The sequence below is a fragment of the Sporosarcina oncorhynchi genome, from assembly GCF_033304615.1.
GTDB lineage: Bacteria > Bacillota > Bacilli > Bacillales_A > Planococcaceae > Sporosarcina > Sporosarcina oncorhynchi.
The window spans coordinates 927,626-952,573 of the sequence record NZ_CP129118.1; the positions used below are offsets into that span (position 1 = coordinate 927,626).

At 41.7% G+C, this 24,948-nt stretch carries 32 protein-coding genes; 23 read left to right on the forward strand and 9 right to left on the reverse strand.

What is annotated here, in order from left to right:
- Positions 1-42: 42 nt before the first annotated feature.
- The 14 genes from QWT69_RS04255 to QWT69_RS04320 all read left to right on the forward strand — a co-directional run bounded on the left by QWT69_RS04255 (position 43) and on the right by QWT69_RS04320 (position 12,851).
- Positions 43-1,275 carry an EAL and HDOD domain-containing protein gene (locus QWT69_RS04255; RefSeq protein WP_317969287.1) on the forward strand — a complete coding sequence of 411 codons (1,233 nt, stop codon included), beginning with the start codon at positions 43-45 and terminating at the stop codon, positions 1,273-1,275.
- 75 nt (positions 1,276-1,350) lie between these two features.
- Positions 1,351-2,199: a DegV family protein gene (locus tag QWT69_RS04260; protein WP_317969289.1), complete on the forward strand. Its 849-nt coding sequence runs from the start codon at positions 1,351-1,353 to the stop codon at positions 2,197-2,199.
- Positions 2,200-2,685: 486 nt separating this feature from the next.
- Positions 2,686-4,065, forward strand: a complete 1,380-nt coding sequence (locus QWT69_RS04265) for an ATP-dependent helicase ComFA (RefSeq protein ID WP_317969291.1) — start codon at positions 2,686-2,688, stop codon at positions 4,063-4,065.
- Complete coding sequence (locus QWT69_RS04270) at positions 4,062-4,679, forward strand: ComF family protein (RefSeq protein WP_317969293.1); 618 nt, start codon at positions 4,062-4,064, stop codon at positions 4,677-4,679. The genes QWT69_RS04265 and QWT69_RS04270 overlap by 4 nt, the downstream gene beginning before the upstream one ends.
- Before the next feature lie 12 nt (positions 4,680-4,691).
- On the forward strand, positions 4,692-5,105 hold the full coding sequence (locus tag QWT69_RS04275; RefSeq protein ID WP_317969295.1) for a TIGR03826 family flagellar region protein: 414 nt from the start codon (positions 4,692-4,694) through the stop codon (positions 5,103-5,105).
- Positions 5,106-5,311: 206 nt separating this feature from the next.
- Positions 5,312-5,575 carry a flagellar biosynthesis anti-sigma factor FlgM gene (gene flgM / locus QWT69_RS04280; RefSeq protein ID WP_317969297.1) on the forward strand — a complete coding sequence of 88 codons (264 nt, stop codon included), beginning with the start codon at positions 5,312-5,314 and terminating at the stop codon, positions 5,573-5,575.
- A 24-nt stretch (positions 5,576-5,599) separates the two neighbouring features.
- Complete coding sequence (locus QWT69_RS04285) at positions 5,600-6,097, forward strand: flagellar protein FlgN (protein ID WP_317969299.1); 498 nt, start codon at positions 5,600-5,602, stop codon at positions 6,095-6,097.
- Positions 6,098-6,112: 15 nt separating this feature from the next.
- Positions 6,113-7,702, forward strand: coding sequence for a flagellar hook-associated protein FlgK (gene flgK / locus QWT69_RS04290; protein WP_317969301.1), 1,590 nt, complete (start codon positions 6,113-6,115; stop codon positions 7,700-7,702).
- Between the two features lie 18 nt (positions 7,703-7,720).
- A complete protein-coding gene (gene flgL / locus QWT69_RS04295) occupies positions 7,721-8,614 on the forward strand; it encodes a flagellar hook-associated protein FlgL (RefSeq protein ID WP_317969303.1) in 894 nt (297 codons plus the stop codon).
- Positions 8,615-8,707: 93 nt separating this feature from the next.
- On the forward strand, positions 8,708-9,259 hold the full coding sequence (locus QWT69_RS04300; RefSeq protein WP_317969305.1) for a DUF6470 family protein: 552 nt from the start codon (positions 8,708-8,710) through the stop codon (positions 9,257-9,259).
- Between the two features lie 138 nt (positions 9,260-9,397).
- A complete protein-coding gene (gene fliW, locus QWT69_RS04305) occupies positions 9,398-9,829 on the forward strand; it encodes a flagellar assembly protein FliW (RefSeq protein WP_317969307.1) in 432 nt (143 codons plus the stop codon).
- 1 nt (position 9,830) lies between these two features.
- Complete coding sequence (csrA, locus tag QWT69_RS04310) at positions 9,831-10,052, forward strand: carbon storage regulator CsrA (RefSeq protein WP_317969309.1); 222 nt, start codon at positions 9,831-9,833, stop codon at positions 10,050-10,052.
- A 155-nt stretch (positions 10,053-10,207) separates the two neighbouring features.
- Entirely contained in the window at positions 10,208-11,563 is a 1,356-nt protein-coding gene (locus QWT69_RS04315; protein WP_317969311.1) for a flagellin N-terminal helical domain-containing protein, read from the forward strand.
- A gap of 448 nt (positions 11,564-12,011) precedes the next feature.
- On the forward strand, positions 12,012-12,851 hold the full coding sequence (locus QWT69_RS04320; protein ID WP_317969313.1) for a hypothetical protein: 840 nt from the start codon (positions 12,012-12,014) through the stop codon (positions 12,849-12,851).
- 271 nt (positions 12,852-13,122) lie between these two features.
- Here the strand turns inward: QWT69_RS04320 and QWT69_RS04325 are convergent, their stop codons facing one another.
- Positions 13,123-13,989, reverse strand: a complete 867-nt coding sequence (locus QWT69_RS04325; RefSeq protein WP_317969315.1) for a DNA endonuclease — start codon at positions 13,987-13,989, stop codon at positions 13,123-13,125.
- Positions 13,990-14,020: 31 nt separating this feature from the next.
- Between QWT69_RS04325 and QWT69_RS04330 the strand changes: the two genes are divergently transcribed.
- From QWT69_RS04330 to QWT69_RS04360, 7 genes are all read left to right on the forward strand, one after another.
- On the forward strand, positions 14,021-14,365 hold the full coding sequence (locus QWT69_RS04330; RefSeq protein ID WP_317969317.1) for a hypothetical protein: 345 nt from the start codon (positions 14,021-14,023) through the stop codon (positions 14,363-14,365).
- A gap of 116 nt (positions 14,366-14,481) precedes the next feature.
- On the forward strand, positions 14,482-15,084 hold the full coding sequence (locus tag QWT69_RS04335) for a DUF8042 domain-containing protein (protein WP_317969319.1): 603 nt from the start codon (positions 14,482-14,484) through the stop codon (positions 15,082-15,084).
- Between the two features lie 120 nt (positions 15,085-15,204).
- On the forward strand, positions 15,205-15,654 hold the full coding sequence (locus tag QWT69_RS04340) for a GNAT family N-acetyltransferase (RefSeq protein ID WP_317969327.1): 450 nt from the start codon (positions 15,205-15,207) through the stop codon (positions 15,652-15,654).
- 69 nt (positions 15,655-15,723) lie between these two features.
- The gene (locus tag QWT69_RS04345) at positions 15,724-16,158 is read left to right on the forward strand and encodes an SMI1/KNR4 family protein (RefSeq protein WP_317969330.1); all 435 of its coding nucleotides are present in this window, start codon (positions 15,724-15,726) and stop codon (positions 16,156-16,158) included.
- 67 nt (positions 16,159-16,225) lie between these two features.
- Positions 16,226-16,654, forward strand: a complete 429-nt coding sequence (locus QWT69_RS04350) for a hypothetical protein (protein WP_317969332.1) — start codon at positions 16,226-16,228, stop codon at positions 16,652-16,654.
- Between the two features lie 18 nt (positions 16,655-16,672).
- Positions 16,673-17,122, forward strand: coding sequence for a hypothetical protein (locus QWT69_RS04355; protein ID WP_317969334.1), 450 nt, complete (start codon positions 16,673-16,675; stop codon positions 17,120-17,122).
- Positions 17,123-17,223: 101 nt separating this feature from the next.
- A complete protein-coding gene (locus tag QWT69_RS04360; protein WP_317969336.1) occupies positions 17,224-17,688 on the forward strand; it encodes a hypothetical protein in 465 nt (154 codons plus the stop codon).
- A 77-nt stretch (positions 17,689-17,765) separates the two neighbouring features.
- On the opposite strand, the gene QWT69_RS04365 is transcribed toward QWT69_RS04360, so the two are convergent.
- From QWT69_RS04365 to QWT69_RS04380, 4 genes are all read right to left on the reverse strand, one after another.
- The gene (locus tag QWT69_RS04365) at positions 17,766-18,509 is read right to left on the reverse strand and encodes a hypothetical protein (RefSeq protein WP_317969339.1); all 744 of its coding nucleotides are present in this window, start codon (positions 18,507-18,509) and stop codon (positions 17,766-17,768) included.
- The gene (locus QWT69_RS04370; protein ID WP_317969347.1) at positions 18,502-19,020 is read right to left on the reverse strand and encodes an RNA polymerase sigma factor; all 519 of its coding nucleotides are present in this window, start codon (positions 19,018-19,020) and stop codon (positions 18,502-18,504) included. The genes QWT69_RS04365 and QWT69_RS04370 overlap by 8 nt, the downstream gene beginning before the upstream one ends.
- Positions 19,021-19,242: 222 nt before the next feature.
- Positions 19,243-19,542: a nucleotidyltransferase domain-containing protein gene (locus QWT69_RS04375; protein WP_317969353.1), complete on the reverse strand. Its 300-nt coding sequence runs from the start codon at positions 19,540-19,542 to the stop codon at positions 19,243-19,245.
- Complete coding sequence (locus QWT69_RS04380; protein WP_317969355.1) at positions 19,539-19,955, reverse strand: nucleotidyltransferase substrate binding protein; 417 nt, start codon at positions 19,953-19,955, stop codon at positions 19,539-19,541. Before QWT69_RS04380 ends, QWT69_RS04375 begins: the two co-directional genes overlap by 4 nt.
- Before the next feature lie 193 nt (positions 19,956-20,148).
- Here QWT69_RS04380 and QWT69_RS04385 point away from each other — a divergent pair, with 193 nt between their 5' ends.
- Positions 20,149-21,195 carry a YsnF/AvaK domain-containing protein gene (locus QWT69_RS04385; RefSeq protein ID WP_317969357.1) on the forward strand — a complete coding sequence of 349 codons (1,047 nt, stop codon included), beginning with the start codon at positions 20,149-20,151 and terminating at the stop codon, positions 21,193-21,195.
- Positions 21,196-21,289: 94 nt separating this feature from the next.
- Here QWT69_RS04385 and QWT69_RS04390 read toward each other — a convergent pair whose 3' ends face one another.
- The 4 genes from QWT69_RS04390 to rsgA form a co-directional block, all read right to left on the reverse strand.
- On the reverse strand, positions 21,290-21,583 hold the full coding sequence (locus QWT69_RS04390; protein ID WP_317969359.1) for an IS1096 element passenger TnpR family protein: 294 nt from the start codon (positions 21,581-21,583) through the stop codon (positions 21,290-21,292).
- Positions 21,537-21,782: an IS1096 element passenger TnpR family protein gene (locus tag QWT69_RS17305; RefSeq protein WP_431312338.1), complete on the reverse strand. Its 246-nt coding sequence runs from the start codon at positions 21,780-21,782 to the stop codon at positions 21,537-21,539. The genes QWT69_RS04390 and QWT69_RS17305 overlap by 47 nt, the downstream gene beginning before the upstream one ends.
- 135 nt (positions 21,783-21,917) lie before the next feature.
- Positions 21,918-22,748 (reverse strand): GNAT family N-acetyltransferase, encoded by an 831-nt coding sequence (locus tag QWT69_RS04395; RefSeq protein ID WP_317969361.1) that lies wholly within the window; start codon positions 22,746-22,748, stop codon positions 21,918-21,920.
- 43 nt (positions 22,749-22,791) lie between these two features.
- The gene (gene rsgA, locus QWT69_RS04400; protein WP_317969363.1) at positions 22,792-23,856 is read right to left on the reverse strand and encodes a ribosome small subunit-dependent GTPase A; all 1,065 of its coding nucleotides are present in this window, start codon (positions 23,854-23,856) and stop codon (positions 22,792-22,794) included.
- Positions 23,857-24,397: 541 nt separating this feature from the next.
- Between rsgA and QWT69_RS04405 the strand changes: the two genes are divergently transcribed.
- Entirely contained in the window at positions 24,398-24,796 is a 399-nt protein-coding gene (locus QWT69_RS04405) for a hypothetical protein (RefSeq protein WP_317969365.1), read from the forward strand.
- Positions 24,797-24,948: the final 152 nt, after the last annotated feature.

A 24,948-nucleotide genomic window follows, 5' to 3' on the forward strand; every position in this document is an offset into this window, starting at 1 on the left:
ATCTAACTATATTTGCTATACTCAAAAAAATGGGGTGTTAATGTGGAACCGAACGTATTTGTTGGCAGACAGCCGATATTGGATAGGGAAGGCGCAATATTCGGCTATGAACTGCTGTACCGGAACAGTGAAATCAACCGCTTTCCGAATGTAGATGCAGAGACAGCCACCCTTCAAGTGATATTTAACTCGTTCCTATCAATAGGGATCGAAACGGTAGCAGGCCGCGCCATGTCTTTCATCAACTTTTCTGGGGAATTGCTTTCGAAAGACATTTTTTCAAGGTTAAGGGCATCACGTGTCATCGTTGAAATTCTAGAGGACGTGGAGATTACCCCGATACTAATCAGCCGTCTTCGGGAAATTAAAGAAGAAGGTTTTCAACTCGCACTTGATGATTTCATCTTGCAGGAACAATATAAGATTCATCACGAATTATTCGAACTGATCGACTATGTCAAAGTCGATTATCTGCAAGCGGACGAAATGGAAAGACGTCGAATTGAGAAATTCATCCATACCTATCCGCATATCCGGATGGTCGCGGAAAAGATTGAAACGGAAGCGCAGTACGAGGAAGCACGGGACATGGGGTATGACCTGTTTCAAGGCTATTTCTTCGCGAAACCAGAAATCATTACAGGTACAGAACTACCACCCGATCTTCACCAACATATGCTGATCATTAACAGGCTGAACGATGTCAATGCGAATGTCGATGAAATTGCAAATTTGATCCTTCATGACATTTCCCTTACATATAAATTGTTGCGCGTCATTAATACGATGAACTTTGAGATTCCGAAAAGAGTGACCTCAGTAAAACACGCGGTCGTGCTGATCGGGATGGATGAATTGAAAAAGTGGCTGCGTATCCTTATGTTGCATACGATTGGTGAACAATCGAATTCAGGCAGAGTACAAGCACTCGTTTCGTTCTCGCTGACACGCGCAAGGCTATGCGAACTTGTCGCGAAGCGGACTGGCAAGGTAAATAGCGACGAATATTTCTTCGTCGGCATGTTCTCACTATTGGATGCCATTATGAAAAAAGAGTGGGACGACATATTACCGCTTATCCCGTTCACTGATGAAGTTTCAGACACATTAAAAGGAATTCGAACAGAAATGACACCTTATCTTGAACTCGCAATTGCGGTAGAACGTTTCGACTGGCAACACATCCGTAAAATTGGCAAGCGTCTAGGCGTATCGGAAGCTGAATTAAGTGCCTATTCCTACGAAGCGATTAAGTGGTCACAGAAACTGGAGTGACGGGGAAGTCGTCAGAGGAATTATTCCAATTCAAGCTGTTTTCGAGTAGAATGGAAAACAGGAGTTGATTAACGAGTGAAAACAGCAATCGTGACAGACAGTACGGCCTATTTGCCGGAAACAATTACTAAAAACCTATCAATCCACGTCATTCCATTGACAGTGACGATTGATGGACGACCATATGATGAAGAAGTCGATTTGACCTCTTCAGCGTTCTACGACAAAGTGCGTGGCGAAGGGCCTTTACCAAAAACATCCCAGCCACCAATCGGGAACTTTGTGAAGTTGTTTGAATCATTAAAAGCGGATGGCTATGACGCAGTTATTTCGATCCATTTGTCGAGCGGAATTAGCGGTACATATGAGGGCGCGATCCAAGCAGGGGCATTAGTCGATGGACTAGACGTCCATGCCTTCGACTCGGAAATATCGTGTTATATGCAAGGCTTCTACGTCATTCGCGCGGCGGAGATGGCGAAAGAGGGAGCGACACCGAAAGAGATTTTAGTGGAACTTAATGAAATGAAAGAAACGATGCGTGCGTATTTCATGGTCGACGATCTTGCGCATTTACAACGTGGCGGCAGATTGTCAGGCGCCCAAGCACTGATTGGCGGATTGCTTCAAGTGAAACCGATTTTGCATTTTCAGGATAAAGTGATTGTGCCGTTTGAGAAGATTCGTACGCGTAAGAAAGCGATGAAGCGGATTGCTGATTTGCTCGCGGAAGATGCGGACAAGATGCCACTTGAAGCAGCGATTATCCATGCGAACAATCCGGAAGAAGCAGAAATGTGGAAAGCGGAGCTGGAAGAGCGGTTGCCAAGTGTGCAATTTACGATAAGCCATTTTGGTCCAGTGATTGGGACGCATTTGGGTGAGGGTTCGATGGGATTAGGCTGGGTACGGAAGAAATCTTAGTAAAAAATTGCGAGATAAAACGATGATTTGCGTTCCGGGCGGACGCTTTCCAGGGGGCGGGCGGTAAGCCGCTTCCTTCGCTTCGCTACGTCCAGGGTCTTACCTGTCCCGCGTATCCCCTAGGAGTCGCCGCCCTGCACTACAATCATCTAGTAATCACCAAAATACAAGTGCGAGAAAAGAATATACTTCTCCATACTTTTCACTTCTAAAGGTTGAATAATAGATAAAACCCTAAAACCCTTATTTGTCGAACCCCATCTAGCGCGATTAAGAAATTCCTGCAAGCCCAACATCCCCACGAACAATACAATTATTGAAATATCCCTAATCGTCTCTTAAACCTCATATTCATCCACAAAAGTCCAAAACTTCACCCGAAAGTCCATAATCGCCCACAGAAGTCCATAACTCCGTAGAAAAGTCCATAATTCCCACTAGAAGTCCAAACAAATCAACAAATACACTACGTACAGGAGAATGCAAATGACTCAATCTATTAATCCTGCTATTAGAGATTTCCTGCAAGGTCGCATCTGGCTGCGCAGGCACACGCCTTTCGCGTCTGAAGAAATTGACGAACATATTGAAAACGGGCATATAAAGACCAGTCAAGGTATCCAAACAACGGAAGGCTTCTTGCGTCAAAAGCGGCATTTCTGCAATCGATGTGAAAATAGCAATCAGGCATTGTTCACGACGTTCGATTGTGCGAAATGTGAAGCGCGCTGTGCGTATTGCCGGAATTGTATCAAGATGGGGCGTGTGTCTTCTTGTACGGAATTGATTGTCTGGAACGGTGAACCGCCTATATATCCGAAAAAACACTCGCTCGCTTGGCAAGGTACACTGACAGTTCATCAACAAAAAGCTTCAGATGAGTTAACAGAAAGCCAAGAGTTAAGTCGTTCTCATTTGATTTATGCGGTATGTGGATCAGGCAAGACAGAAATTCTCTTCCCGCCAATTCATCATTTATTACAACAGGGCAAGCGAGTATGCATTGCGGCACCACGCGTTGATGTAATCCTCGAACTGGAACCAAGACTGCGCTCGGCTTTTCCTGAAACAGAGATAGAAGCATTATACGGCGGGGCGGCACCGACGATGAAAGCTTCTCAGTTAGTTCTGGCGACAACCCACCAGTTATACAGATTCCAGCATGCGTTTGATGCGATTTTCGTAGATGAAGCAGATGCTTTTCCCTATAAAGCGGATGAGACGCTTCAACGGGCAGTGCGCAAAGCGGCTAAACCACAATCACCGATCCATTATGTCACCGCTACGCCAACTGATCAGCTACTCGCACAAATGAAAAAGACAGGCGGCGTCTCGATCATCAACCGTCGTTACCACGGACATCCTCTGCCAACACCCACCTATAAACCACTTTGGAAATACGAAAAAAATATTCAAAAAGGAAAACTGCCCCTAAAACTTGAGAAATGGACGACGGAACGTATAACTAAAAAAGAACCATTCCTCATCTTCTTCCATCATATTGGCCTTATGGAGAAAGCTGAGCCGCTTTTCCAACTTATTGATCCAAGAATTCGTTCGGTCCATGCAGCTCATCCTGACAGGAAAGAATCCGTTCAAGCGCTACGAGACAATGAAATTCCTGGCTTACTGACAACAACTATTCTAGAACGTGGGATAACAATTCCAAACGTTCAAGTGGCGGTCGTTGGCGCGGAACAGGTGATTTTCGACAAAGGAGCACTGATCCAAATAGGCGGACGGGTAGGACGTTCTGCTATGTATCCCTCGGGAGAATTTATCCTCTTCCATAACGGAATCACCTATGCGATGGATGAAGCGAAAAATGAAATCAACAAATTGAACAAAGGAGACGACACGGTATGAACTGCCTTCTATGTGAACGACGGCTACAATCTTTACCGAGCTGGCAGATGCTCATAGCCGTAGAAAAAACGTCTTTAATTTGCGACGACTGTTCAAAAAGCTTCGAACGTGTCGACATAATAGAAGAGAGCAATCTGTTAGACAGGATTACATCCATCTACACATACAACGAAGCGATGCGAGAGTATTTGCACCAATACAAATTCTTGCAAGACATTGCGCTAGCGGGAGTATTTATGAATGAATTACGGGAAACTATCAATACACATCACACAATAATTGTCCCGATTCCGATGCATCCGATAAAGAAAATTGAGCGTACCTTTGCGCATGTCGAAGAGTTGTTGAAGACAGCCGATCTACCATTCGATGATATACTAGTCAAAACAGATACTGCAGTTATGGGGGAAAAGACGAGGGAAGAACGGCTGTCGATGGCGCCGCTATTTCAAGTCAAACCATATACAACAATCCGGGATACGACATACATACTTGTCGATGACATTTACACAACAGGCACGACACTCAGTCATGCGGCAGCTGCATTAAAAGAAGCAGGTGCAACTAGAGTAGAAGCAGTCACGCTCATTCGTGCCGAAACAACGAAACTTTAGGAGGAAACGAATATGGCAGAATTGAAGGATTGTCCAAGTTGCGGAGCCTTTTTCAACTACACAGGCATCCGTGATGTGTGCGCCAGTTGTGCGCAAAGCGAAGAGAAAAAATACGAGGAAGTATATCGATTCTTGAGAAGACGCGAAAATCGTGCAGCTACAATTGAACGAATCGTGGAAGCGACAGGTGCGACTGAAACGATGCTTCATAAGTGGGTACGTAAAGGACGTCTGCAACCGGCGTTATTCCCGAACCTCGGTTACCCATGCGATAACTGTGGGAAATTAACAGCACAAGGAAAACTCTGTGATAGCTGTACGCAAGAATTGAGCAGTGAACTGCGCCAATTCGAAGCAGCAAAGGAATTCCGGGAAGCGGTCAGTAAAAGTGAAACAGGAACGTATTTAGCAGATAAGCGGAAATGAAGTACTGATGACAGCCGAATACGGTCCGTTTTCATGTCTTATACAAAAGACGTTTAGTAGGCACCACCAAATGAAATACTAATGAAGGCGCATTCATTACAAAACGCTTACATAAGGTTTTCGTTCGAAAGACCCTAAACCTTGTCACAAATCTGCCGAAATAGAGGGTAAGACCAAAAAAAGTCAAATCGAAAGGAGCGAGCATCATGAAAATCAATAAAATCAACATTCCACCGGTAAATCCATACCGTGCAAACCAAATGAAGACTGAACAAGTGAAAGAACAGGCGAAAGTAAAGACAGACAAACTGGAAATCTCTTCAGAGGCAAAACAGTTGTCCGAAGTCTCACCCGTTACAATCGGGCGGAACGAGAAAGTACAACAATTGAAAGCGCAAATCGAATCAGGCAAATATGAAGTGAATCCAGAACAACTCGCTTCAAAGCTCATTAACTACTTCAACAAATAATCTAGATGAAAGCAGGGAAACTCTATGTCCATCGAAACGATTTTAGCCGTACTCGATAATCTCGAAAAACTGCATAAGAGCCTGCTCAGAATCGCAAACGAAAAGACGGCGCTCATCAAGAACGGTGACATCGGAGGCATCGATCAGCTCCTAAAAGACGAACAGGCGCATCTCGCGGCCATCGTCCAGATGGATCAGAATCGGCAAAAAGCGGTCATCGCCTATATGAAAGGACAAGGACGTCCTGTACCGATGAACCCGACAATCTCCAACCTAATCGAAATAACACCCGAACCGGACAAACAGCAACTCGTGGAGGCGAAGGACCGTCTCCTGCATGCGATTCAAGAATTGAAATGGCAAAACGACCTCAACCAGAAAATGACCTACCAATCCCTTCAATTCGTGAATCTGTCGCTGGACATGGTCCGCCCGCGTCCGGAATCGGCCAACTACTCAAAAACTGAAATCACCGGCAAAAAAGAGACGAAGGACATACCAACCTTCGACTCCCAAGCCTAAGGAGGAACTCACACCATGCGCTCCACATTCATGGGACTCGAAACAAACAAACGCGGACTCTACACACAACAATCCGCACTCTATACAACAGGACACAACATCAGCAACGCCAACACACCAGGCTACTCCCGCCAACGCGTCAACATGCAAGCGACTGCAGGATTCCCGGGTGTCGGACTGAACACACCAACAATGCCTGGATTCTTAGGAACAGGTGTTGAAGCAGGATCGATTCAACGGATTCGTGATGGGTTTGTTGATCAGCAGTTCAGAGGCGAATCGAACAAGCTTGGCTATTGGGAGTCACGATCAAATGCAATTGCACAGATGGAAGATGTATTGGCAGAGCCTTCAGCATACGGACTGCAACAATCCTTCAGCGATTTCTGGCAATCATTGCAGACGCTTGCGACAAATCCTGAAAACGGTGGAGCACGTGCGGTTGTTGTTGAACGAGGCGTAGCGGTTGCCGACTCATTTAACTATATTCATAAATCATTATCTGAAATTCAGACCAATCTTGGAAAAGAAATCGGTGTTTCTACGAAGAATATCAACTCTATTCTTAAACAGATTGGCGAGTTAAATAAACAAATCTCAGAAGTCGAGCCGAACGGCTATATGCCGAACGATTTGTATGATGCACGTGATAACTTGCTTGACCAGCTATCTGGCTACTTGCCAATCGAAGTCAGCTATGAAAAATCTGGCGGCCGTGCGTTGGCCATTGCTGAAGGCACCGTAACCGTCAAGATCAAGACAAACAATCCTGCACAACCTTTTATAACCGTTGTGGATAAAAGCAATGTATCACAATTAAAGCCTGTCGGTGACGGAACAGGCGGGACTGATTCTGAAGGCAATCCTATTGGAAACATGACAGGCTTCACTTTTTCAGGCGGACCCGCAGACGGAAAAGAATTGAATGTCAATGACATGCAAACTGCCGGAGTACTTAAATCTCTTGTTAACTCCTATGGATACAAGGATGGTGCAGATAAAGTAAAAGGTCTGTACCCTGAAATGCTTGCAAAGCTAGATAAGATGGCACAAGAATTCGCCAAAGCGTTTAATGAAGCTCATAGAAGTGGTACTGGTACACCGCCAAACAATTTGACAGGCAAAAATTTCTTTGAACCTTATGATATTAAAAATCCTGGACTAGCTGACGAAGAATATGATTACAGTAAGCTGTCCGCAGGCAACATAATTGTCAATGAAGCTATTATAAATGACCATAGTTTACTAGCCGCATCAAGTGAAGCAGGAGAGATGGGTAACGGTAATAATGCTAAAAAACTAGGAGAAGTACTATTTGCACCTCTTGGCGGCTTAGAAGGTTCAAGTGTCCAATCCTACTATGCCGGCGTCATCGGTGAACTTGGTGTTCAAGGTGAACAAGCCGTGAAAATGACCAAAAACTCGATGACACTTCTAGGTGCAGTATCCAACCGACGAGACTCAATAAGTTCCGTCTCACTTGACGAAGAAATGACCGACATGATCCGTTTCCAACAGGCTTACAACGCCTCTGCGCGAATGATCACAGTAATGGATGAAACCCTAGATAAAATCATCAATGGAATGGGTGTTGTCGGCAGATAATAAGGAGGACGAATAGCAATGCGCATTACACAATCAATGCTATCTAATAATATGCTGCGCAATCTATCAAGCAGCTACAATAAAATGGGCAAAATGCAAGAGCAACTAAGCTCCGGTAAAAAAGTGAACCGCCCATCAGACGACCCAGTAACTGTTATGAAAAGTCTCGGTTACGGCATGACGGTTGATAAAGTCGGACAATTTCAGAAGAACTTAGGCGAAGTCAATAACTGGCTTGACAGTTCAGACGATGCACTGGATGGAGTAGGGCAAGTAATGCACCGTGCGAAAGAACTCGTAACGAACGCAGCGAACACAGGTACAATGACACCAGAAGATCGCGAGAAGATTAAAATTGAATTGGAACAAATGCAAGAACAATTACGAGATCTTGCGAATACAAAAGTAGGAGATAAATATATTTTTAGTGGGACGATGACGGACAAACCACTTTACAATAAAGAAGTAGATGCTACTGGGAATGCTTTAGGGTATGTAAATGACCCCTCATTCAATAGTGATGTGGAAATCGAAGTGTTCGATGGCGTTAGCCTAAAAGTAAATACAAAAGCCGCAGATACTTTCAGAGCAATGGATGACATGTTCAATGATCTTAAAGCTATTACTGCTGACGGTAAAGGATTTAGTGAAGCCTTAACAACAATCGATGGGTTAATGGACGATGTCCTAACACACCGAGCTGACATAGGAGCAAGATCAAACCGTGCAGAACTCATGCATAACCGTCTACAAGCACAAGAAGGATCAGCAAAAAAACAGCGCTCTGAAAACGAAGACATCGATTACGAAAAAGTCATCACAGAAATGATTACACAAGAATCAATACATCGCGCAGCTCTATCAGTAGGCGCAAGGATCATCCAACCATCATTAGTAGACTTCCTAAGATAATAGACATACCCAGGGTGCCTGGTATGGACACCATTCGCACGCCCTTCGCGAATTGTGGCTGTACCTGGCACCCGTTTTAGAAAGGAGAAGCCAGTGAACATACCACAACTCCAAATTCAAACAACACCAGCAAAACTAGGTCTTCAAATCGACAAACCCGTACAACAAATCGAACAACCAAAAGCGGACCAACAAATCGAACAACCAGCGGCAATCCTAGAAATGTCCACAACGAAACCTCAACTATCATTAGACACAACAGAGAACCGTGCAGATCTAGACTTAAAAAGCATCATCACTCGCAACAAGGAAAACGCCCAATACGGCATGCAGTCCGCAAGAGAAGGCACCGGACGCCGCGCTTCAGAAGGCCAGCAACTCATGAAAATCGAAAACGGAGCTTCCATCGCAGACATCGCCAAACAGAACACCGACCGCCCACAAGCAGAACTCGGCATCCGCTTCGTAGGCGACCGAACCAAAATACAAATGAGCTTTACACAAGGCTCTCTCAACATAAACGTAACACCACAAAAGCCGATACATAACGTCCAAATTAACAAACCAATCCATAATTACACGCAAGGCAAAGTAACAGGCGTAATGGAACAATACAATTCCATCGAAATCGATTGGAAAGCCTAGTCCAGGGTGCCAGGTATAGACACCATTCGCATGACCTTCGTGAATTGTGGCTGAACCTGGCACCCGTTTTTATACGGAAAACTTCTATAAATGCTATGCTAAAACAATAAAAAATCAATCTTAAGGAGTGTTACCAACATGCAAATACAAACCAAATTCCATGGCCTCATCGAAATCGAACCAACAGAAAGCTGGAACTTCCCGAAAGGTATCCCTGGTTTTGAAGATCAAACTGAATTCATACTGCTACCAATCGAAGGAAATAACGCATTTCAAGTGCTCCAATCAACAAAACAAGCAAACACAGCTTTTATCGTTGCTAACCCATACACACTGGTAGAAGACTATTCCTTCGAAATCGATGAACCAACAATTGACTTACTCGAAATCACGAAACCAGAAGACATCATGGCACTAGGAATCTTATCTATGAAACAACCTTTCGAACAATCAACAATCAATTTGCAAGCACCACTCATCTTCCAACTCCAAAACCGAAAAGCAAAACAGATGATTCTAAACGACAACCGTTTCGAAGTCAGACATCCAATCGGCAAAGGAGGAAACTAACATGCTGGTCCTATCCCGAAAAACAAACGAAACAATAAAAATTGGCGATAACATCGAACTTCGTATTCTAGAAGTGAAAGGGGATACTATTCGGATTGGCATCGAAGCACCAAAATCCGTAGATATCCTTAGAGGAGAACTTGTTCAATCGATTACGGATACAAATACGGAATCGATGTCGGTAAATCTGGACATATTCGCAGAACTTACAAAAAAGGAATGAAAAACAATATAAACTTCAATAAAACACTAAACACTGAACACACTTGTCCGATATTAGTATTGTAAGCGGCAAAAGAGTTCGGCCGGCTCTGGACACCGCCCAAAATAAGGGTCACATGGACGTGAACCCAACATACACTCAAGGAGGAAAATAAAATGATTATCAATCACAATATCGCAGCACTTAACACACACCGTCAATTGGGTTCAAACAATGCGCAGGCTTCTAAAAACTTGGAGAAATTGTCTTCTGGTTTGAAGATTAACCGTGCAGGAGACGATGCTGCTGGTCTAGCAATCTCTGAAAAAATGCGTGGACAAATCCGCGGTTTGGATATGGCACAAAAGAATGCTCAAGATTCAATTTCATTGATTCAAACTGCTGAGGGAGCTTTGAACGAAACTCACGATATTTTACAACGTATGCGTGAATTAGCAGTCCAATCTTCAAACGATACAAACACTTTAGATGACCGTAAAGAAATTCAAAAAGAAGTAGAGCAATTAAAAGCTGAAGTTAACCGCATTTCTGAAACTACGGAGTTTAATACTAAAAAGTTATTAAACGGTAGTCTTGGTGTAAATGGAACATCTAGTAATAAAGCTAATGTCGATGTAGTTTCAGCTACTGGACTGACAAAAGGGAACTATTCTTTCACAGTTGATACAGCAGCAACTAAGGCTACGGCAGCAGCAGATGGAACTGATTTTACAAGTGCTACCGACGTATCTGCAAAAGAATTAGTCATCAATGGAACTAAAATTGACTTTTCAGGAATGACTGCAGCGACTGCAGCAGATATTAGTGCTAAAATTAATGAATACAAGGATATTACGGGAGTTGAAGCAAGTGGTTCTGCAGAAATCACTTTAACTCAAACCTCTTTCGGAACAGATGCGGAAATCGTATTAGGAGGTGCTGACGCAGCAGAATTTGGTGGTGCCGTTACAGCAGGGATTGACGCAGTAGTTACTGTATCAAATCCTAATGGAGCCACAGAACAAGTTAATGGTATTGGACAATCAATTACTTACAAAGGTGCCGAGTTCACAGCTAAAGGAACAGGAGCATCTACAGCGACTGTTTCAGTTACAGGCGGTGGAGCATCATTACAAATTGGAGCTAATAAAGACCAACATATGCAAATAGACATTGGTGAAATTAGTGCTTCTGTATTAGGTGATAAAGCGAACGGTGCTTACGTAAAAGACGTTAATTTATTAACAAAAGATGGCGCGAATGATGCTATCAAAGTACTTGATAATGCAATCCAGCAAGTTTCTGGTGAGCGTTCTAAGTTAGGTGCATTCCAAAACCGCCTAGAACACACAATCAACAACCTCGGAACTTCTTCCGAAAACCTAACTGCTGCGGAATCACGTATCCGTGACGTTGATATGGCGAAAGAGATGATGGACTTCACGAAGAACAACATCTTAACTCAAGCAGCACAAGCTATGTTGGCTCAAGCGAATACAGCACCGCAAGGCGTGTTACAACTCCTTCGTTAATGTATTCACGGGCGTCTTATCTGGCAACGGATAAGATCATCACTGGGTGAATTGCTGGAACCTCCTGAGAGCTCATCTACCACAGCGTAACTGGAAACGGTAAACGTGATGGTTTGAAAAAGAAGAGATTGGACAATCAGCAGCGAAGCCCCTGTCGGGAAACCGTGGGGAACGTTCAACGACTAGGATATACCGTCTAAGGCAATCGCTACGACGATGAAATCCGTAGGGTGTTACGAGTCGTAACATTCGAAGTGCCCAGCCCCTTGGAATGTTTAAGGGTGAAGATATAGTCTGACCTTTATAGAAATATATTGGACGCATCGCAAGCAAACCAACAGCCTCAGGGCGTACTTCAATTGCTACGTTAATATGGTTAATAAAACGCGGTCCAGGATATCTGGATCGCGTTTATTTTTATTTACAAGTAAAAAGGGAGGATTTTAAATTGAATAGAAGCAACATTGAGGCCGTAGTTATATTATTATTACTTTTACTTATAGCTTCACTAGGATTAGACATTCAATTCAACTTAGTTGAGTCATATTTCAATAGCTTCATAGGTTTTATTAATGTAGTTGTAATGGGAATTCTTACTTTTTATATATTCAAAGTAAATAAAGAGGTTGCTGATATTAATAAAATCAATTTGGAGATAAGCAAAAAACAACTTATTTATATCCACACTAACGATACTAATGCCTTGATTGGTAAGTTGGATCAGTATCTAAATAATAATAATGTCCTTTTATTATTTAGCTTACCTCATATTGCATACGATAATAAAAGAGAGTATTTGCTTAGAACATTTGATGAAAACATTATTGTTTCAAGCGAGATATCTATAGAAGAACTGCTTCCAAAACAAATAGATGCAGAAATTAGGTTGAAAACAAATTTCAATCAAATGTTAATAGATAAAGAAATAGAACGGAAAAACCAAATAGATTACTTGTTTTCTTTATCAATTCCTAACTCCGTTTATGCGCGATATAAAATGAAAGATGTATTTGCCGCAAGAGATCAATTGAACTTATTTAAAGAAGATGTAGATTTTTACAGATTTAAAAACAACTTTCAAATTGTAAATAGTCTTATTGATATTGTAGAAGTATTACTTGCTAAGTATAATGATGAATCCATTGATAAATTAGTGCCTCAATGTAAATTATCCAACGGGCATGCTACTCAGATAATGTTATTTACTTTGCAAATTAAAGAGCAACTGAAAAATCTAAGGTACATAATAATTGAAGAACAAAGTCAGTATAAAAAAGATTTGAATTAGTATTATGTCTAGCTACAATTGTGTAGCAGTAATGCCATAATTTAATCTAAGTCAGTAGCTATGACTGAAATATAGAAGGGGCCCCTCATTCCTAAGTGCACGGTATTCGAAGTGCGCAAGCCCCTTAGGTTGTTTTTAAGTTTAAGAAAAAGTCTACTTCATGCTCGATAGACATACCGGTAAAGCAATCCAAAAAGCAAACACAAGTCGTACTTCGATTGCTACGTTAATCTGGTTACTAAAACGCTGTTCGGAAAATCGAATTGCGTTTTTACACATTAATTAATCGCTCTGATTCCTTCGTGATTTCTCTCCACTTATACACGGTTGACCAATATGTTCTGTCCAAGGTATACGCTATTTCATTTATCGTATATCCTAACAGTTTCATCTTAATCAGTCCGTCGATCTCATCTTCGCTATACTTTTTACTTCTCTGCCTTGAGCTTGTCAGTATTTCATAATCGGGATATTTGGATTTCCATTTCATCGTCTCCAGATTCAGCCTATCTTGCCAATTCGTCTTATAATACATCGATGGACATGCCGTAGTAACTTCACTTATAACATCTAGAAATCTAAATGTATCATCTACGGTAGTTGTTTTTAAAATATAGCCATTGCCATCATTTCTCTGACTCAGTCTCAATTTTACTTTGAAAACCTTCGTTACATGTTCGTTTAAAAGTTCTAGTTCTTCTTTTGTGAAGGATTGTAGATATAATGCAATGTGAGGAGTCATGTAAATCTTTTTAAGCCGATGATTGATTCTGTATGAGATCATTAAAGACCCGTCGTCCATATAAAGTGTTGCCAGGAAGTGTGGTAATGTACAAAGTTTCAATACTTCTGGAGGAATTTGCTTTATACGATTATTTCCATAAAAAAGTTTTTCAAGCTTTGTAAACATTGATTGTGACTTGCTCGAGATTTCGGTTCGTGTTTTATTGAAATAAAGGTAGTCACTCAGATGCGCTACTTTCCATTCGCGATAGGCAAGTTGAGATTTACCAAAGCGCTCACGATAATTACTGTTTATCCTTCTGCCTTGGATTTTCGTTAATGTCCCGTCGCCTAATATACTGCCAACCAGGATATTTAACTGCACCGGCGATAAAACTTGTTCACATAGTAGCATCACAATCACTCCTAATCCATAATAGGAACGCATGATCTTATTTTATCATAAACTATCAATTGTGCTACTATTCGAGAAGGCATTTATCTCGTTTTCCCCGAAAGGAGCAGGAACCGTGCCTTACAGTGAACAACTTGAATTGGAAGAAACCAAAAGGCAGTTAGCCTTATATAAACAACAAGACCAGCTTCTTGCAGAGATTGAGCAAACGCTATATAAGATGAAAGAGATTGCTCAGGCGGCTGCAGACTTAAAGGATAATCCGTCAGAGATAAAGAATTTAGTTCTACAGATGGAAGCGTATGAAAAATCCATTCATTCTATGGAACTGAAGCTAGTAGATCTGCGACGAATAGCAGCTTCTCCTTTTAATTGACATAATTCATGAATGCTCAATAGATTTCACTCCAGCTAAAAAAATGTATAAAATCCACATTATTAACCGATATAACAACTATAACCAACCAACTACAAACAACGGAGGAAACCATTTTGAAATTAATCATCGGAGAACAACATAAAGACTACGCCGCAACACCTACAGCAGAAGAAGTAATCGAGCACATTAATGAGCATGTGACGGAAGGATTCCACTTCAGCCATATCATCGTAGATGGCGAGGAAGTATATGACGATCATGAAGAGTACTTGGAAGAACATCTTGCTTCAATCGAACAACTTGAAGTTATCATCAAGTCCGAGAAAGAGTTTATGAATGATGTTCTTCTTTCGGCAGAAGAATACTTAATCCGCGCTAATCCTGAAGTGACTGCAGTTGCGAAAGCCTTTCAAGGCGTCCCAACTCAAGACAGTTGGGAGCAATTTGAGATGTTGTTAGGTGGGGCTGGATGGCTGTCTGATATGTTGAAGATTGTTAGCAGTAGCAAAGAGCGACCGACGAATTGGAAAGCGTATAAGGATTTTGCGGGCAATTTGCATTCGGAGCTTTCCAAGTTAGGGAAAGCTGTTGAAAAGAAGAAGAACAATGAAATTTCGAAGGTTATTAAACAAGGTGTATTGCCGATCTTTGAGCGTCTGCAAACGGAGTTAGGCAAGACGATTGACTCGGAGTTTACACGTAAGAATTTGAACTGACATATAGACATCCTTTGTGACGTTGATCCGTTCAAAGGATGTCTTTTTATTAGAGAAAGAATTGCACTAGCATCCATTGGTTTTTATAGTTGCATGAATGTAATAGGAGATGGAATAACCATGAAATACAAAATAATAAATGTTAATGAGTCAAACAGAGAAGCAATTTTAAATCTCCGCATGACTCACGAGCAGCAAGCTTTCATCGAATCACCCGCAGACTGTTTGAAAGATGCTGAGGACTATCCTGAATTCCGACCCGTCGGCTTGTATGTGGATGAACAATTAGTCGGTTTTGCGATGTATGGCGCTTTGTTAGATAGTGCAGGCGGCCGTAATGTATGGATGGATCGTTTGCTCATTGATGAGCGGATTCAGCGGCGGGGGTATGGTCGTCGTTTTACTGAGTTGCTACTTGCGCGTATGGTGTCAGAATACGGGAAGCAACCGATTTATTTGAGTGTATTTGAGGAGAATACGGCTGCGATACGGCTGTATGAAGAGCTTGGATTTACGTTTATTCATGAGTATGACTCGGATGGAGAATTGATTTTCCAAAGGGGGGAATAACACAATTGAGAATAGTTCTGCTATTGTTAGTTAGTAGACTATAAACACGTATAAGGATGTGTTGCACAGATGTGGAAGGATTACATAAGTACAATATCAAAAGATTATTCATTCAAACGGCCAGCGTCTGTAGCTGAAATAGGGCAAATTACCGAGGAGTTAAACGTTGAGTTGCCTAAGAAATTGTTAGAAATCTATAAAGAAACAAATGGTGTATATGATATTTTTGAATGCCATTTACTATGGCCAACCGAACGAATAGTAGAGGATAATTTGTTTTTTAGAAATTTTACAGACTATAAGGATATTTACATGCCATTTGATCACTTGTTGTTTTTCTCAGATAATGGGTGTGGTGATTTGTTTGGGTATAAAATATTGAATGGGTGTATTCAGACAGAGGATATTTATGTGTGGAACCACGAAGATGATAGTAGAACAAGGGTCGCATCGTCTTTGGAAAGCTTTATCAAAGGGTGGATTACGGGTGGGATTAGTACATAAGTTGATGGTAAAATTACATCACTCAAAACGCAAGTCCACCTTTTTTGCATAGAAGGGAAGTATCAGAATGACTACAATAGCATTAAAACCGATGCGCGAACAGTTCGACATTTGGTTTCATACATCTGTGCCAGAGAAAGATCTATTCTTTCTCCGTGAAGAAGATCTTTCGGTAGTGGAAGAAAGCCTCGCAGGCACGCTCTTGTTCCCGCGAGAAGAATTTTTTAATCATTCTTCTTATAAAGGCGTACAAATGGTGAGCAGTTATATGTATTGGACGGTTGCCCGTGAGATGGCGTTTGTCATCGTTGCAACTCCAACGTGGCTCACCAGATTGAATCATGAAAAAAGGAGATTTCTTCTTAAGAGACAAGTTGAATTGTGCAGCGGACTAGCCGTTCCTGTATCGCTACTGACAAATTCCACAATGATCCCTGAAGACTATATTATAGAAAAGGATAACGAACAATTCGCTGTCATCCGGCGGGCAATGTAGGAGAATCTTCCGAGGGAAGTGAAAGAGGAAATAATTAGCAAGCCCTATCAGCAGTATGATTCATGGAGTGGACAACCGGTTCCTGCGACAACTCCATCACATCTGTTGCCATATGCAAATACATTTTCAACGGCTTCAGGTGCAAACTGTTTGGCGGCTGTACTCTACGCGATCAGCACCTGCCCTGAAGAGGAAGAGTGGATTATTCATGAATGGGTACATCCGGAGACGTTCGCTCTTCAACTGAAACGCGCTTCTTATAATCAAACGGAAGAACATTTCAGAGCAAACGATGTCGTCGTCTGGGTGAATGAGGAAAATGTCATACAGCACGTATCTTATTGCATCGATGGTTATTTATTCTTTAATAAAAGTGGGCAAGTTTTCACCAATCCATGGAAAGTTGTTGATTGGAGCGAACTTGAACAGAGTTGGTCCCACTTTACTCCGGTTGTTTATCGGAAGTAAGTATCGTTTTATCTGTACAAAAAACTGAAATGGTCTTGATAGGGGAATCGAGATTTGTTTTTGACTAATAAAATCAGCCATAACGAATGGGGGATACAGTTATGCGAGACGTAACTAGCGCAATCATCTTACGAATCATATTTATACTCGCATTTTGTCTGAAACAATTCAGTTTGCTGTATTACGGACCAGGTCCTTACAATACGCTTGAATTTTCAATTACAACGATTTTATTCCTGACGATTGTTTTGCTCGTCATTCAGCAAAGAAGACATATGAAGAATAATGAGGGACGTCTCGTATTCCATGGTCACATTGTTCCTGAATTTAATCCGAAGGACGAACGGGAAAATGAGTTTAGCGGGGAAGCGTATAAAATCGCATTTTCAGCTATGATTGTCATCTCTATTCTTATGATTTTTGTAGCTACATTCTTTTTATTATTCGAGTTTGCCCTCCAACCACTTTTTCTATTAGTAGGGATTGGGTTCATTCCGATCGCGGGCCTGCTAGCTTACTACTTCACCTATCGTAGTCAATATGTAAAAGAAAACCGTCAGCGCTAGCTATAAGCTATGCTGACGGTTTCCTGTCTGTTCACCTCATATATAAAGATTTTACAAGCCACACACAACCTCTATAGTCACTCGTCTTCTACCCGCTCAATCCCAGCTGTTTCAATGTCGGTATAGAAATCCCCATGGGTAACATCCAAACGTACTGTCAGCCCCTTATCCTCCTCGACACTTGCTACTAATTCATGCGCTGTTTCTGGGACATAGAACAGTCGTACAGCGATATGCTGTTTGCTGCTATCTGTCCAGCCGATATATCTTTCGCCACGATAAGATTCAAAGAGTTCATCGAAATGCGGTTGGTTGACGTCATTTATGACAATGAATGCAACTTTGTCGAGATAAATAGAAATTTTCATGTTGCCATATTGCATGCCGAAATCTTCACGCCACGCGTCTTCGGGTGGTTCTGTCAGTTCAAAGGCATCGCCTAAAATCGCCTGTACTTCCTCCTGTGTCATCCCAATTGTAATGTCATTTACATATAATCGGTTCTCCTTCTCGACAACTTGAGGAAATTCGCTCCCCTCGATTATGACCGGGGGTTCGGGTTTATTGACCGGTGGTTTCGGCTTTGGATGTGCAGTCGGCAGTTCTTTGCCTGGCGTCAAGCCAGTTTGCGCATTTTGCCCTGTTAGCGTAGTAATTGTGAAAAATACGCTTAGTCCTAGCAATAAGACCGTCACTAAGCCGACTGTCCAATTGATTTTCGGCTTTTTCTTCGGGCTTTCAAAATGACGAATTACATTCTGTTTGATTCGTCGCTTACTCTCATCCAAGTGTTTTAGCTCTTGCGGTTCATATTTACTCATGCATAAGCACCTCCCATTCAATGCCTTCAAGTTTGGGACGAAGCAATTCTTTACCACGGCGAAGTCTTGTTTTCACTGTGCTTTGTGGGATGGATAAAAATGTTGCAATTTCAGCAATAGTCCATTCCTCAAAATAAAAATAGAGTAAAACCTCTCGTTGCTTGAGAGGTAATTCCAAAATGGCGTCCCCAATCAAGGTCTGTTCATCTTTTTTGACAAGATGATCTGAACGCTTCCCTTTTGTAAGAGCAACTAATTTGTTTTGCATAGATACTTTCCGGTAATTCCAGCTTCTTAAATAGTCCAGGCTTTTATTCACCGTCAATTTCTTTAAATACGCTTTCAACACACCTTGTTCCTCGTAACGATTTTGCGCTTCATAGAACTTAATGAACGCTTCTTGCACAATATCTTCTGCCGCCTGAAGATCTTTAACGTAATAAAAAGCCAAGCGCAACAAATCATCTGTATAGTCATCAATCATTTTTTCCAAGTTAGAAAGATTAAACAATATCCCACCTCCTCATTTACATACTAAACGAAGCTCACATGCAAAAGGTTTGGATTTGAGTGTGCATTATTTAACTTTTTATTGAATTGTGTGAGTGACTGGCACACAAACAACTTGAAATAAGCCCTTAAAATGCTACATAAGCATTCAAGGACTTTCTGGTATTCTAAAATAAGTAAAGACACAAGGATCTAGATGTAGGATTAAAATTCTATGTCAAAATTATGCTCTATGCGTGTCATACAAAACCTTATTACACCCATCGATTTGTTCACGCAGTGAATATGGTGCTTGATCATATAAAATCAAGTCGATTTTCAACAGAGTATCCAACGTATTTTCAATCTCTTCAGTAAATACAAGCCACTGTAAATCAGTTAAGTTAGGAGCTTTCACTGCCAAATCAATATCCGATAATTCGCTGTGATCGCCATAAGCACGGGAACCAAATAATAAGATGGATTCAATTGCCGCATAGTTTTTTGCGATATCTTGTAGTTGTTTTAGAAGCAAATTATTCATTCTGTATCCAATCCCTCGATATATTGTTCTTTCAGTGTGTAAAAGGTGCTTTTCATATCCGGAAAATAGCCAATGATGTTGCTTAGAATTTTTCGAGCCATATCTTCATCATAAGCGTGTGAAGTTTCATTTCGATCTTTAAGCATTTGCAACCATGCTTGCTCATTTTGCAGCCACCCTACTTGATAAGCCTCTTTCAACGTTTCACGTGGCGTCTTTGCATCAATTCCTTCTTGCGCCAGTAACCTTTTTAAAGTCTTCCAGTATATTTCAATTGTGAATTCGAAACGCTGAATTGTACCGTCGACAATTAAACTATTGTCCTGATCTTCATTTAACGCATCCTCTAATCGATTCAAAGCCCTTTCAAGATTCTCAAAACTTTGTTTCACTTTGCGTAGTAAATCATCCATTGCATTTCACCTCTTCTTCAGAAATAGTGGTAAATTCACTATACCATATTTAGAAATTAATTATGTTCACACCTCATGAATCCTCACTTTCCTACTCTGTAACACAACTGTAAGATTGTAAATCTTCCATCCCGGGTAACTAAGAAGTAAAGACAAACAAGCATACTTTTAAAAATCTGAGGAGGAACTATTGATGATGAATGAAAAACGATTTGTAGGCATGTATAACAATGATGCGCAGTTAATGACGAAAATCGATCATTTGAAGAGACAGGGAATCGATGATGATAATATGTATGTTGTCACGCAACATGAATCAGACGTTTCGATGTTCAAAGGAAAGGCTTATGCAGAAAATGACACACATTCTGAATCATGGCTGGACCGTTTCATGGATTTCATTACTGGCGAGGATCATGTGCACGGAACGTTACATCAAGCGGGAGTTCCAAAGTCAGATCTTGAACGTTATCATACGGAAATCCGTAATGGTGGTAAGCTGCTGTATGTGGATGAAGGGGAAGTAAGCAGGTTACATGCCGCTGACAGTAACCGTTTGACTTCGAATACGATGCCGACATACCCTAATCTTGGAGCGAATGCAGTTTCTGAATATGATGAAGGCGGTTTGACTGGAGAAGTGGGCCAGCCTCATATGGGTACAACAGGTGCATTCCAGGACACGCCTATTCATGAAGGTAGGAATGAAAGTTTTGGGAGAGCAGGCGGAGAGGCGCTTCGTGATGATATGAGCTACAGAACGCCTCCAAATAACCGAAACACAGAAACGGACCGCTTCACTGATCACACAGAAGAAGAGAGTATGCAGCTTCGTGAAGAACGGCTTCGTGTGGAGAAGGAACGAGTCGAACAAGGCGAAGTGTCGCTCCACAAAGGTGTCGTCTCTGAACACCAATCATTCGATGTCCCGGTTTCACGTGAAGAAGTGTATATCGAACGTCGCCCAGTGAACGAATCGCAAACTGGTGACTTCACGATGCAGGAAGACGATGAAACAATCCGTGTGCCGGTCATGGAAGAACGGGTTGAAGTGACGAAAACGCCATATGTCGCAGAAGAAATCGTTGTCGGTAAGCGAACTGTTGAGGATACTGAGCGAATCGATGAAACAGTGAGACATGAAGAAGCGCGGTTTGATAAGACTGGTGATGTCGATGTCGAAGGCGATCGGTTGAATGAACCGACGATGCGAAATGATAATAAGAACGAGAGATTCTAATAAAATGATAGAAATGGGAGCCTGCATCTACTGCGGGCTCTTTCTTTTCATTGTTGTATAAATTTTTTCGCGTAGGATAGTCAATTTACAAGTATTATTCATCCTCATCCCATTCTCCATAAAAATACTGTTCAGGACCGTCACCTTTTTCCTCAATCAGTATCGGGATGAAAGTGCTTGTATCCTGTTCATCAATCTCTTCAACGGTTACATGAAATGTCCATTCATCCCCGTAATCGAATAGATAGATAAAATGCTGTCCAGTGACGAAACCGCAACTGTCAATTCGGACTTTAGATGCGTCGGGACGACCGAATGTATCTGCAGGTGAAGCGATGCAGTTATGAGACCATTTTCGGATCCATGAAAAATGAATATAAATGATCATCGTCGAAATGGAAAGCTTGGATTATGCTCCGATGCAAATCTTCCATCGTGCATATGCCGGGAAGTTTGAGTTTGCGCCACACACCTTTTGTATACAATACCACGAATGTATATGCCGCTTCTTGTCGACGTTTCATTTCCCGTGGCAAGGTGTTTACTAATAATCCTTCCGGAAACAATGGGGTGAACATGTGTTGCATAAGCAGAAGATGGGTTTTTCTTCTGAGCAGGATGAAAATGTTCAATAACAATAAAAACGTCAGCGCTAGCTTTTAGCCGCTCTGACGTTTTCCTGTTTAAATCCACCTAACTACGGTCAAATCTTGTATTTCTAGTCAACTCTGAGCTATTGGGACCTCATAATAGTCCTGCCGCTCCTGCTGCACAAATCCAATCCGTTCATACAATTTCAAGGCATGATCATTTTGCGTTTCTACGTCTAACTTTATAATGTTCCCTGTAGGCAGTTCCTGTTTTACAATCCACTGTAATGCTTGATTGCCATACCCCTTGCCTCTATATTCAGCCAGCACTGCAAAGCCGGAGAGATAGGATTCTTCCTGATTACGCATAACGCGAATTTTACCGACTGGGGTGTCATCGACTTCAATAATGTATCTAGATTCTCTTTCGCGGGACAATCTTTCGTCATAGTAAGATACAGCATCTTCTATTGAAAGGGAAAAGGCTTCTGCATCCAATGCAGTTTCAAACTCCTTGTCTTCTAGAGTAGACTGCCGAAGCTGGACGCCTACTGTTTCTGCAAGTTCATTCTGCTTCCAATGCATATGGAATTCTGAAAATGAATAGGCGCATGGTCGAACGGCCATCCATCCTTTTGCGGATTCCGAAGTCCCTGGAGCATTGAATAGCACTTTATTGAACCTTTTACTCTGAATGGCTTGTTGTGCCTGCATCCAAAGGGCAGTGAAGTGACCTTTTCTGCGTTCGCCGGGTTTCACCATGCCGCATACTTCGACTGTGGAACCGAATCCGTATAATGCTAAATAGGCAATCAGTTCATCATCTTCCCACATAAAGAAATCGAGTGAACCATCTTGTCGTTCACGGAGCATTTCCCAATTCAATTTCAATTCAATCTTGTCGTCCTGTTCGCATTGGTTTTGTAAATGTCGAATTCCTTCGAGTTGTTTAGATGAAAGCATCTTGTACCTCCAATAATAGTTGAAATTAACATTTACTTTTGACTCATTTTCGCTGTGATTTTGTGATTGCCTTCCAGCGTTTCCGTTCAGCGATTTGAGATTGTGCATTCGTTTTACGATCCAAGTATGCGATTTCCCGTTGCAATTTGACGTAGCTCGCAAAACGGTCTTCAGCAAGTTCTCCGTCTTCTAACGCTTGTTGAATGGCGCAGCCCGGCTCCGATTTATGGCTGCAATCATTGAACTTGCATGACTCAGAAAGGGCCTCAATATCTGAAAATCCACCTTCAACACTTTCACTATCGTTCCAAAGCTGGAATTCACGCATCCCTGGTGTGTCAATCAGTACACCGCCATCAGGCAAAGGGATAAGTTCGCGATGGGTCGTTGTATGACGGCCTTTCGCATCGTCTTCGCGGATTGTTTGTACAGTCATAGTCGAATCACCGCAGATCGCATTGACTAAAGAAGATTTGCCGACACCTGATGAACCTAATAGTGCAGCAGTTTTACCATCATGCAACAACGAGCTGATTTGGTCGATCCCTCTGCCAGTTTTACTACTGACAGCAAGCACTTCCGTTCCGAAAGCGATATTTCGTGCTTGGTCAATAAAATCTTCTGGAGAATCGCACAGATCCGCTTTGGTCAGCACAATTACAGGCACTGCACCAGAGTCATAGGCGGCGACTAAGTATCTTTCCAATCTCGGGATGTTGAAATCATCGTTCATAGAAGTGACGAGAAATACGATATCGACGTTAACAGCAATTAGTTGTTCAGTCATGGTAACCCCTGCCGTTTTACGAGAGAAAACAGAACTTCTCGGGAGAATGGCGTGAATAATGCCTCGTTCCTCACCGGGCATCCGCTCAATCGCTACCCAGTCGCCGACAGCGGGGTAATCTCTTCGGTCAATTGCATGATGAAGCAAAGAGCCGGAACAGACCGCTAGCCACTCGCCTTGTTCAGTTATTACCCGATACATATGCTTATGTTCTAATGTCACGCGTCCGATCTTACAATCGTTTGATTTGAAGAGATGTTGTTGTTCATCCCAATGTGTTTGAAAAAGTTCATTCCAACCATAGTTTTGTAGTGTAGTCAATTAAATTCCTCCTAAATATGAGCATATAAAAAAAGCATGGGTCCGTGTATGATCGGACACCATGCTTTCACGCGCATACCAGAAGAAACATGCCTGTACTTAAGGCATGGCAGGTGAAAGTATGGGTCCGATCCAAGTCGCAATTGCCAAGTTGAAGTTTGCCATAGTAATCACCTGCTTTCTGAAAGTTAGATTAATCATAATTCAGAGACGTTTGTCTGTCAAGGAAGATTTGAGATTAATTGGAAGGTATGAGGAAAAGTTGTTAATAGTTTTTGTTGTAGAATAAGCCTGTCTATTCGCTGATGTCTACACTTTCATTTTTATTTCAAAAAGTCACTTATCTTTGGGGATGTTATAGAACTTTAATTAAATGAAGTACATTGACAATGTGCATATTACAGATTACACTCGAATTAGAACATATATTCCTATAAGTGGCTGCAATTGAACTAAAATCTGCTAAGGAAAATAGTCTTAAAAAGTGGTATCCTAGTAACAAAGGTTTTTTTGCATACTAATGAAGGAAGGAGAGAAGACAATGGAGAATCATGAACTGAAAGAAATGTTGCAATCCGTCATACAGGAAGCCATTCAACCCCTTTACGTGAAATTCGATCAATTGGAATCAAGATTCGACAAACTCGAAGGAAGATTTGATAAGCTTGAATTCAGATTTGATATGCTTGAATCTAGATTCGATAAGTTTGAAGCAAGATTTGATGAATTTGAGCTGTTCACTAGAACTAAATTTGCAGAAGTGGATGCCAAGCTTACTTCGATTTCCGAACAAGTGGCCAGCAATACAGAACGGCTTATGGAAATTGAGAAACAAATGGTCCTTAAAAGTGAGTACATCCCCCAGATGGCTGCGATGACGACCCGGATGGACGAGTTATCACTTGATGTGAAAGTGTTAAAGAAAGCTATCGTGAACTGACTTACAATTCAGCTATTCATAGGACAAGTTTGACTTCCATTGCGAACAAGCAATGGTTTTTTTTTCGTCTTTTTGATTGGATCATCTTCTATAATGTCATCCAATTCAGAACCTTCCTATGGTAAACTAGTTTTAAACAACAACGGGGAGGT

Coding starts and splice junctions, on each gene's coding strand:
- QWT69_RS04270 (WP_317969293.1), top strand. CDS start 4,062: ATGAACTGCCTTCTATGTGAACGACGGCTACAATCTTTACCGAGCTGG.
- QWT69_RS04315 (WP_317969311.1), top strand. CDS start 10,208: ATGATTATCAATCACAATATCGCAGCACTTAACACACACCGTCAATTG.
- QWT69_RS04365 (WP_317969339.1), bottom strand. CDS start 18,509: ATGAGTAAATATGAACCGCAAGAGCTAAAACACTTGGATGAGAGTAAG.
- QWT69_RS04360 (WP_317969336.1), top strand. CDS start 17,224: ATGCGAGACGTAACTAGCGCAATCATCTTACGAATCATATTTATACTC.
- QWT69_RS04395 (WP_317969361.1), bottom strand. CDS start 22,748: ATGCTTTCATCTAAACAACTCGAAGGAATTCGACATTTACAAAACCAA.
- QWT69_RS04330 (WP_317969317.1), top strand. CDS start 14,021: ATGATCTTATTTTATCATAAACTATCAATTGTGCTACTATTCGAGAAG.
- csrA (WP_317969309.1), top strand. CDS start 9,831: ATGCTGGTCCTATCCCGAAAAACAAACGAAACAATAAAAATTGGCGAT.
- flgM (WP_317969297.1), top strand. CDS start 5,312: ATGAAAATCAATAAAATCAACATTCCACCGGTAAATCCATACCGTGCA.
- QWT69_RS04325 (WP_317969315.1), bottom strand. CDS start 13,989: ATGCTACTATGTGAACAAGTTTTATCGCCGGTGCAGTTAAATATCCTG.
- QWT69_RS04285 (WP_317969299.1), top strand. CDS start 5,600: ATGTCCATCGAAACGATTTTAGCCGTACTCGATAATCTCGAAAAACTG.
- QWT69_RS04275 (WP_317969295.1), top strand. CDS start 4,692: ATGGCAGAATTGAAGGATTGTCCAAGTTGCGGAGCCTTTTTCAACTAC.
- QWT69_RS04385 (WP_317969357.1), top strand. CDS start 20,149: ATGATGAATGAAAAACGATTTGTAGGCATGTATAACAATGATGCGCAG.
- QWT69_RS04350 (WP_317969332.1), top strand. CDS start 16,226: ATGACTACAATAGCATTAAAACCGATGCGCGAACAGTTCGACATTTGG.
- QWT69_RS04340 (WP_317969327.1), top strand. CDS start 15,205: ATGAAATACAAAATAATAAATGTTAATGAGTCAAACAGAGAAGCAATT.
- fliW (WP_317969307.1), top strand. CDS start 9,398: ATGCAAATACAAACCAAATTCCATGGCCTCATCGAAATCGAACCAACA.
- QWT69_RS04390 (WP_317969359.1), bottom strand. CDS start 21,583: ATGATCATTTATATTCATTTTTCATGGATCCGAAAATGGTCTCATAAC.
- flgK (WP_317969301.1), top strand. CDS start 6,113: ATGCGCTCCACATTCATGGGACTCGAAACAAACAAACGCGGACTCTAC.
- flgL (WP_317969303.1), top strand. CDS start 7,721: ATGCGCATTACACAATCAATGCTATCTAATAATATGCTGCGCAATCTA.
- QWT69_RS04265 (WP_317969291.1), top strand. CDS start 2,686: ATGACTCAATCTATTAATCCTGCTATTAGAGATTTCCTGCAAGGTCGC.
- QWT69_RS04345 (WP_317969330.1), top strand. CDS start 15,724: ATGTGGAAGGATTACATAAGTACAATATCAAAAGATTATTCATTCAAA.
- QWT69_RS04405 (WP_317969365.1), top strand. CDS start 24,398: ATGGAGAATCATGAACTGAAAGAAATGTTGCAATCCGTCATACAGGAA.
- QWT69_RS17305 (WP_431312338.1), bottom strand. CDS start 21,782: ATGCAACACATGTTCACCCCATTGTTTCCGGAAGGATTATTAGTAAAC.
- QWT69_RS04375 (WP_317969353.1), bottom strand. CDS start 19,542: ATGAATAATTTGCTTCTAAAACAACTACAAGATATCGCAAAAAACTAT.
- QWT69_RS04380 (WP_317969355.1), bottom strand. CDS start 19,955: ATGGATGATTTACTACGCAAAGTGAAACAAAGTTTTGAGAATCTTGAA.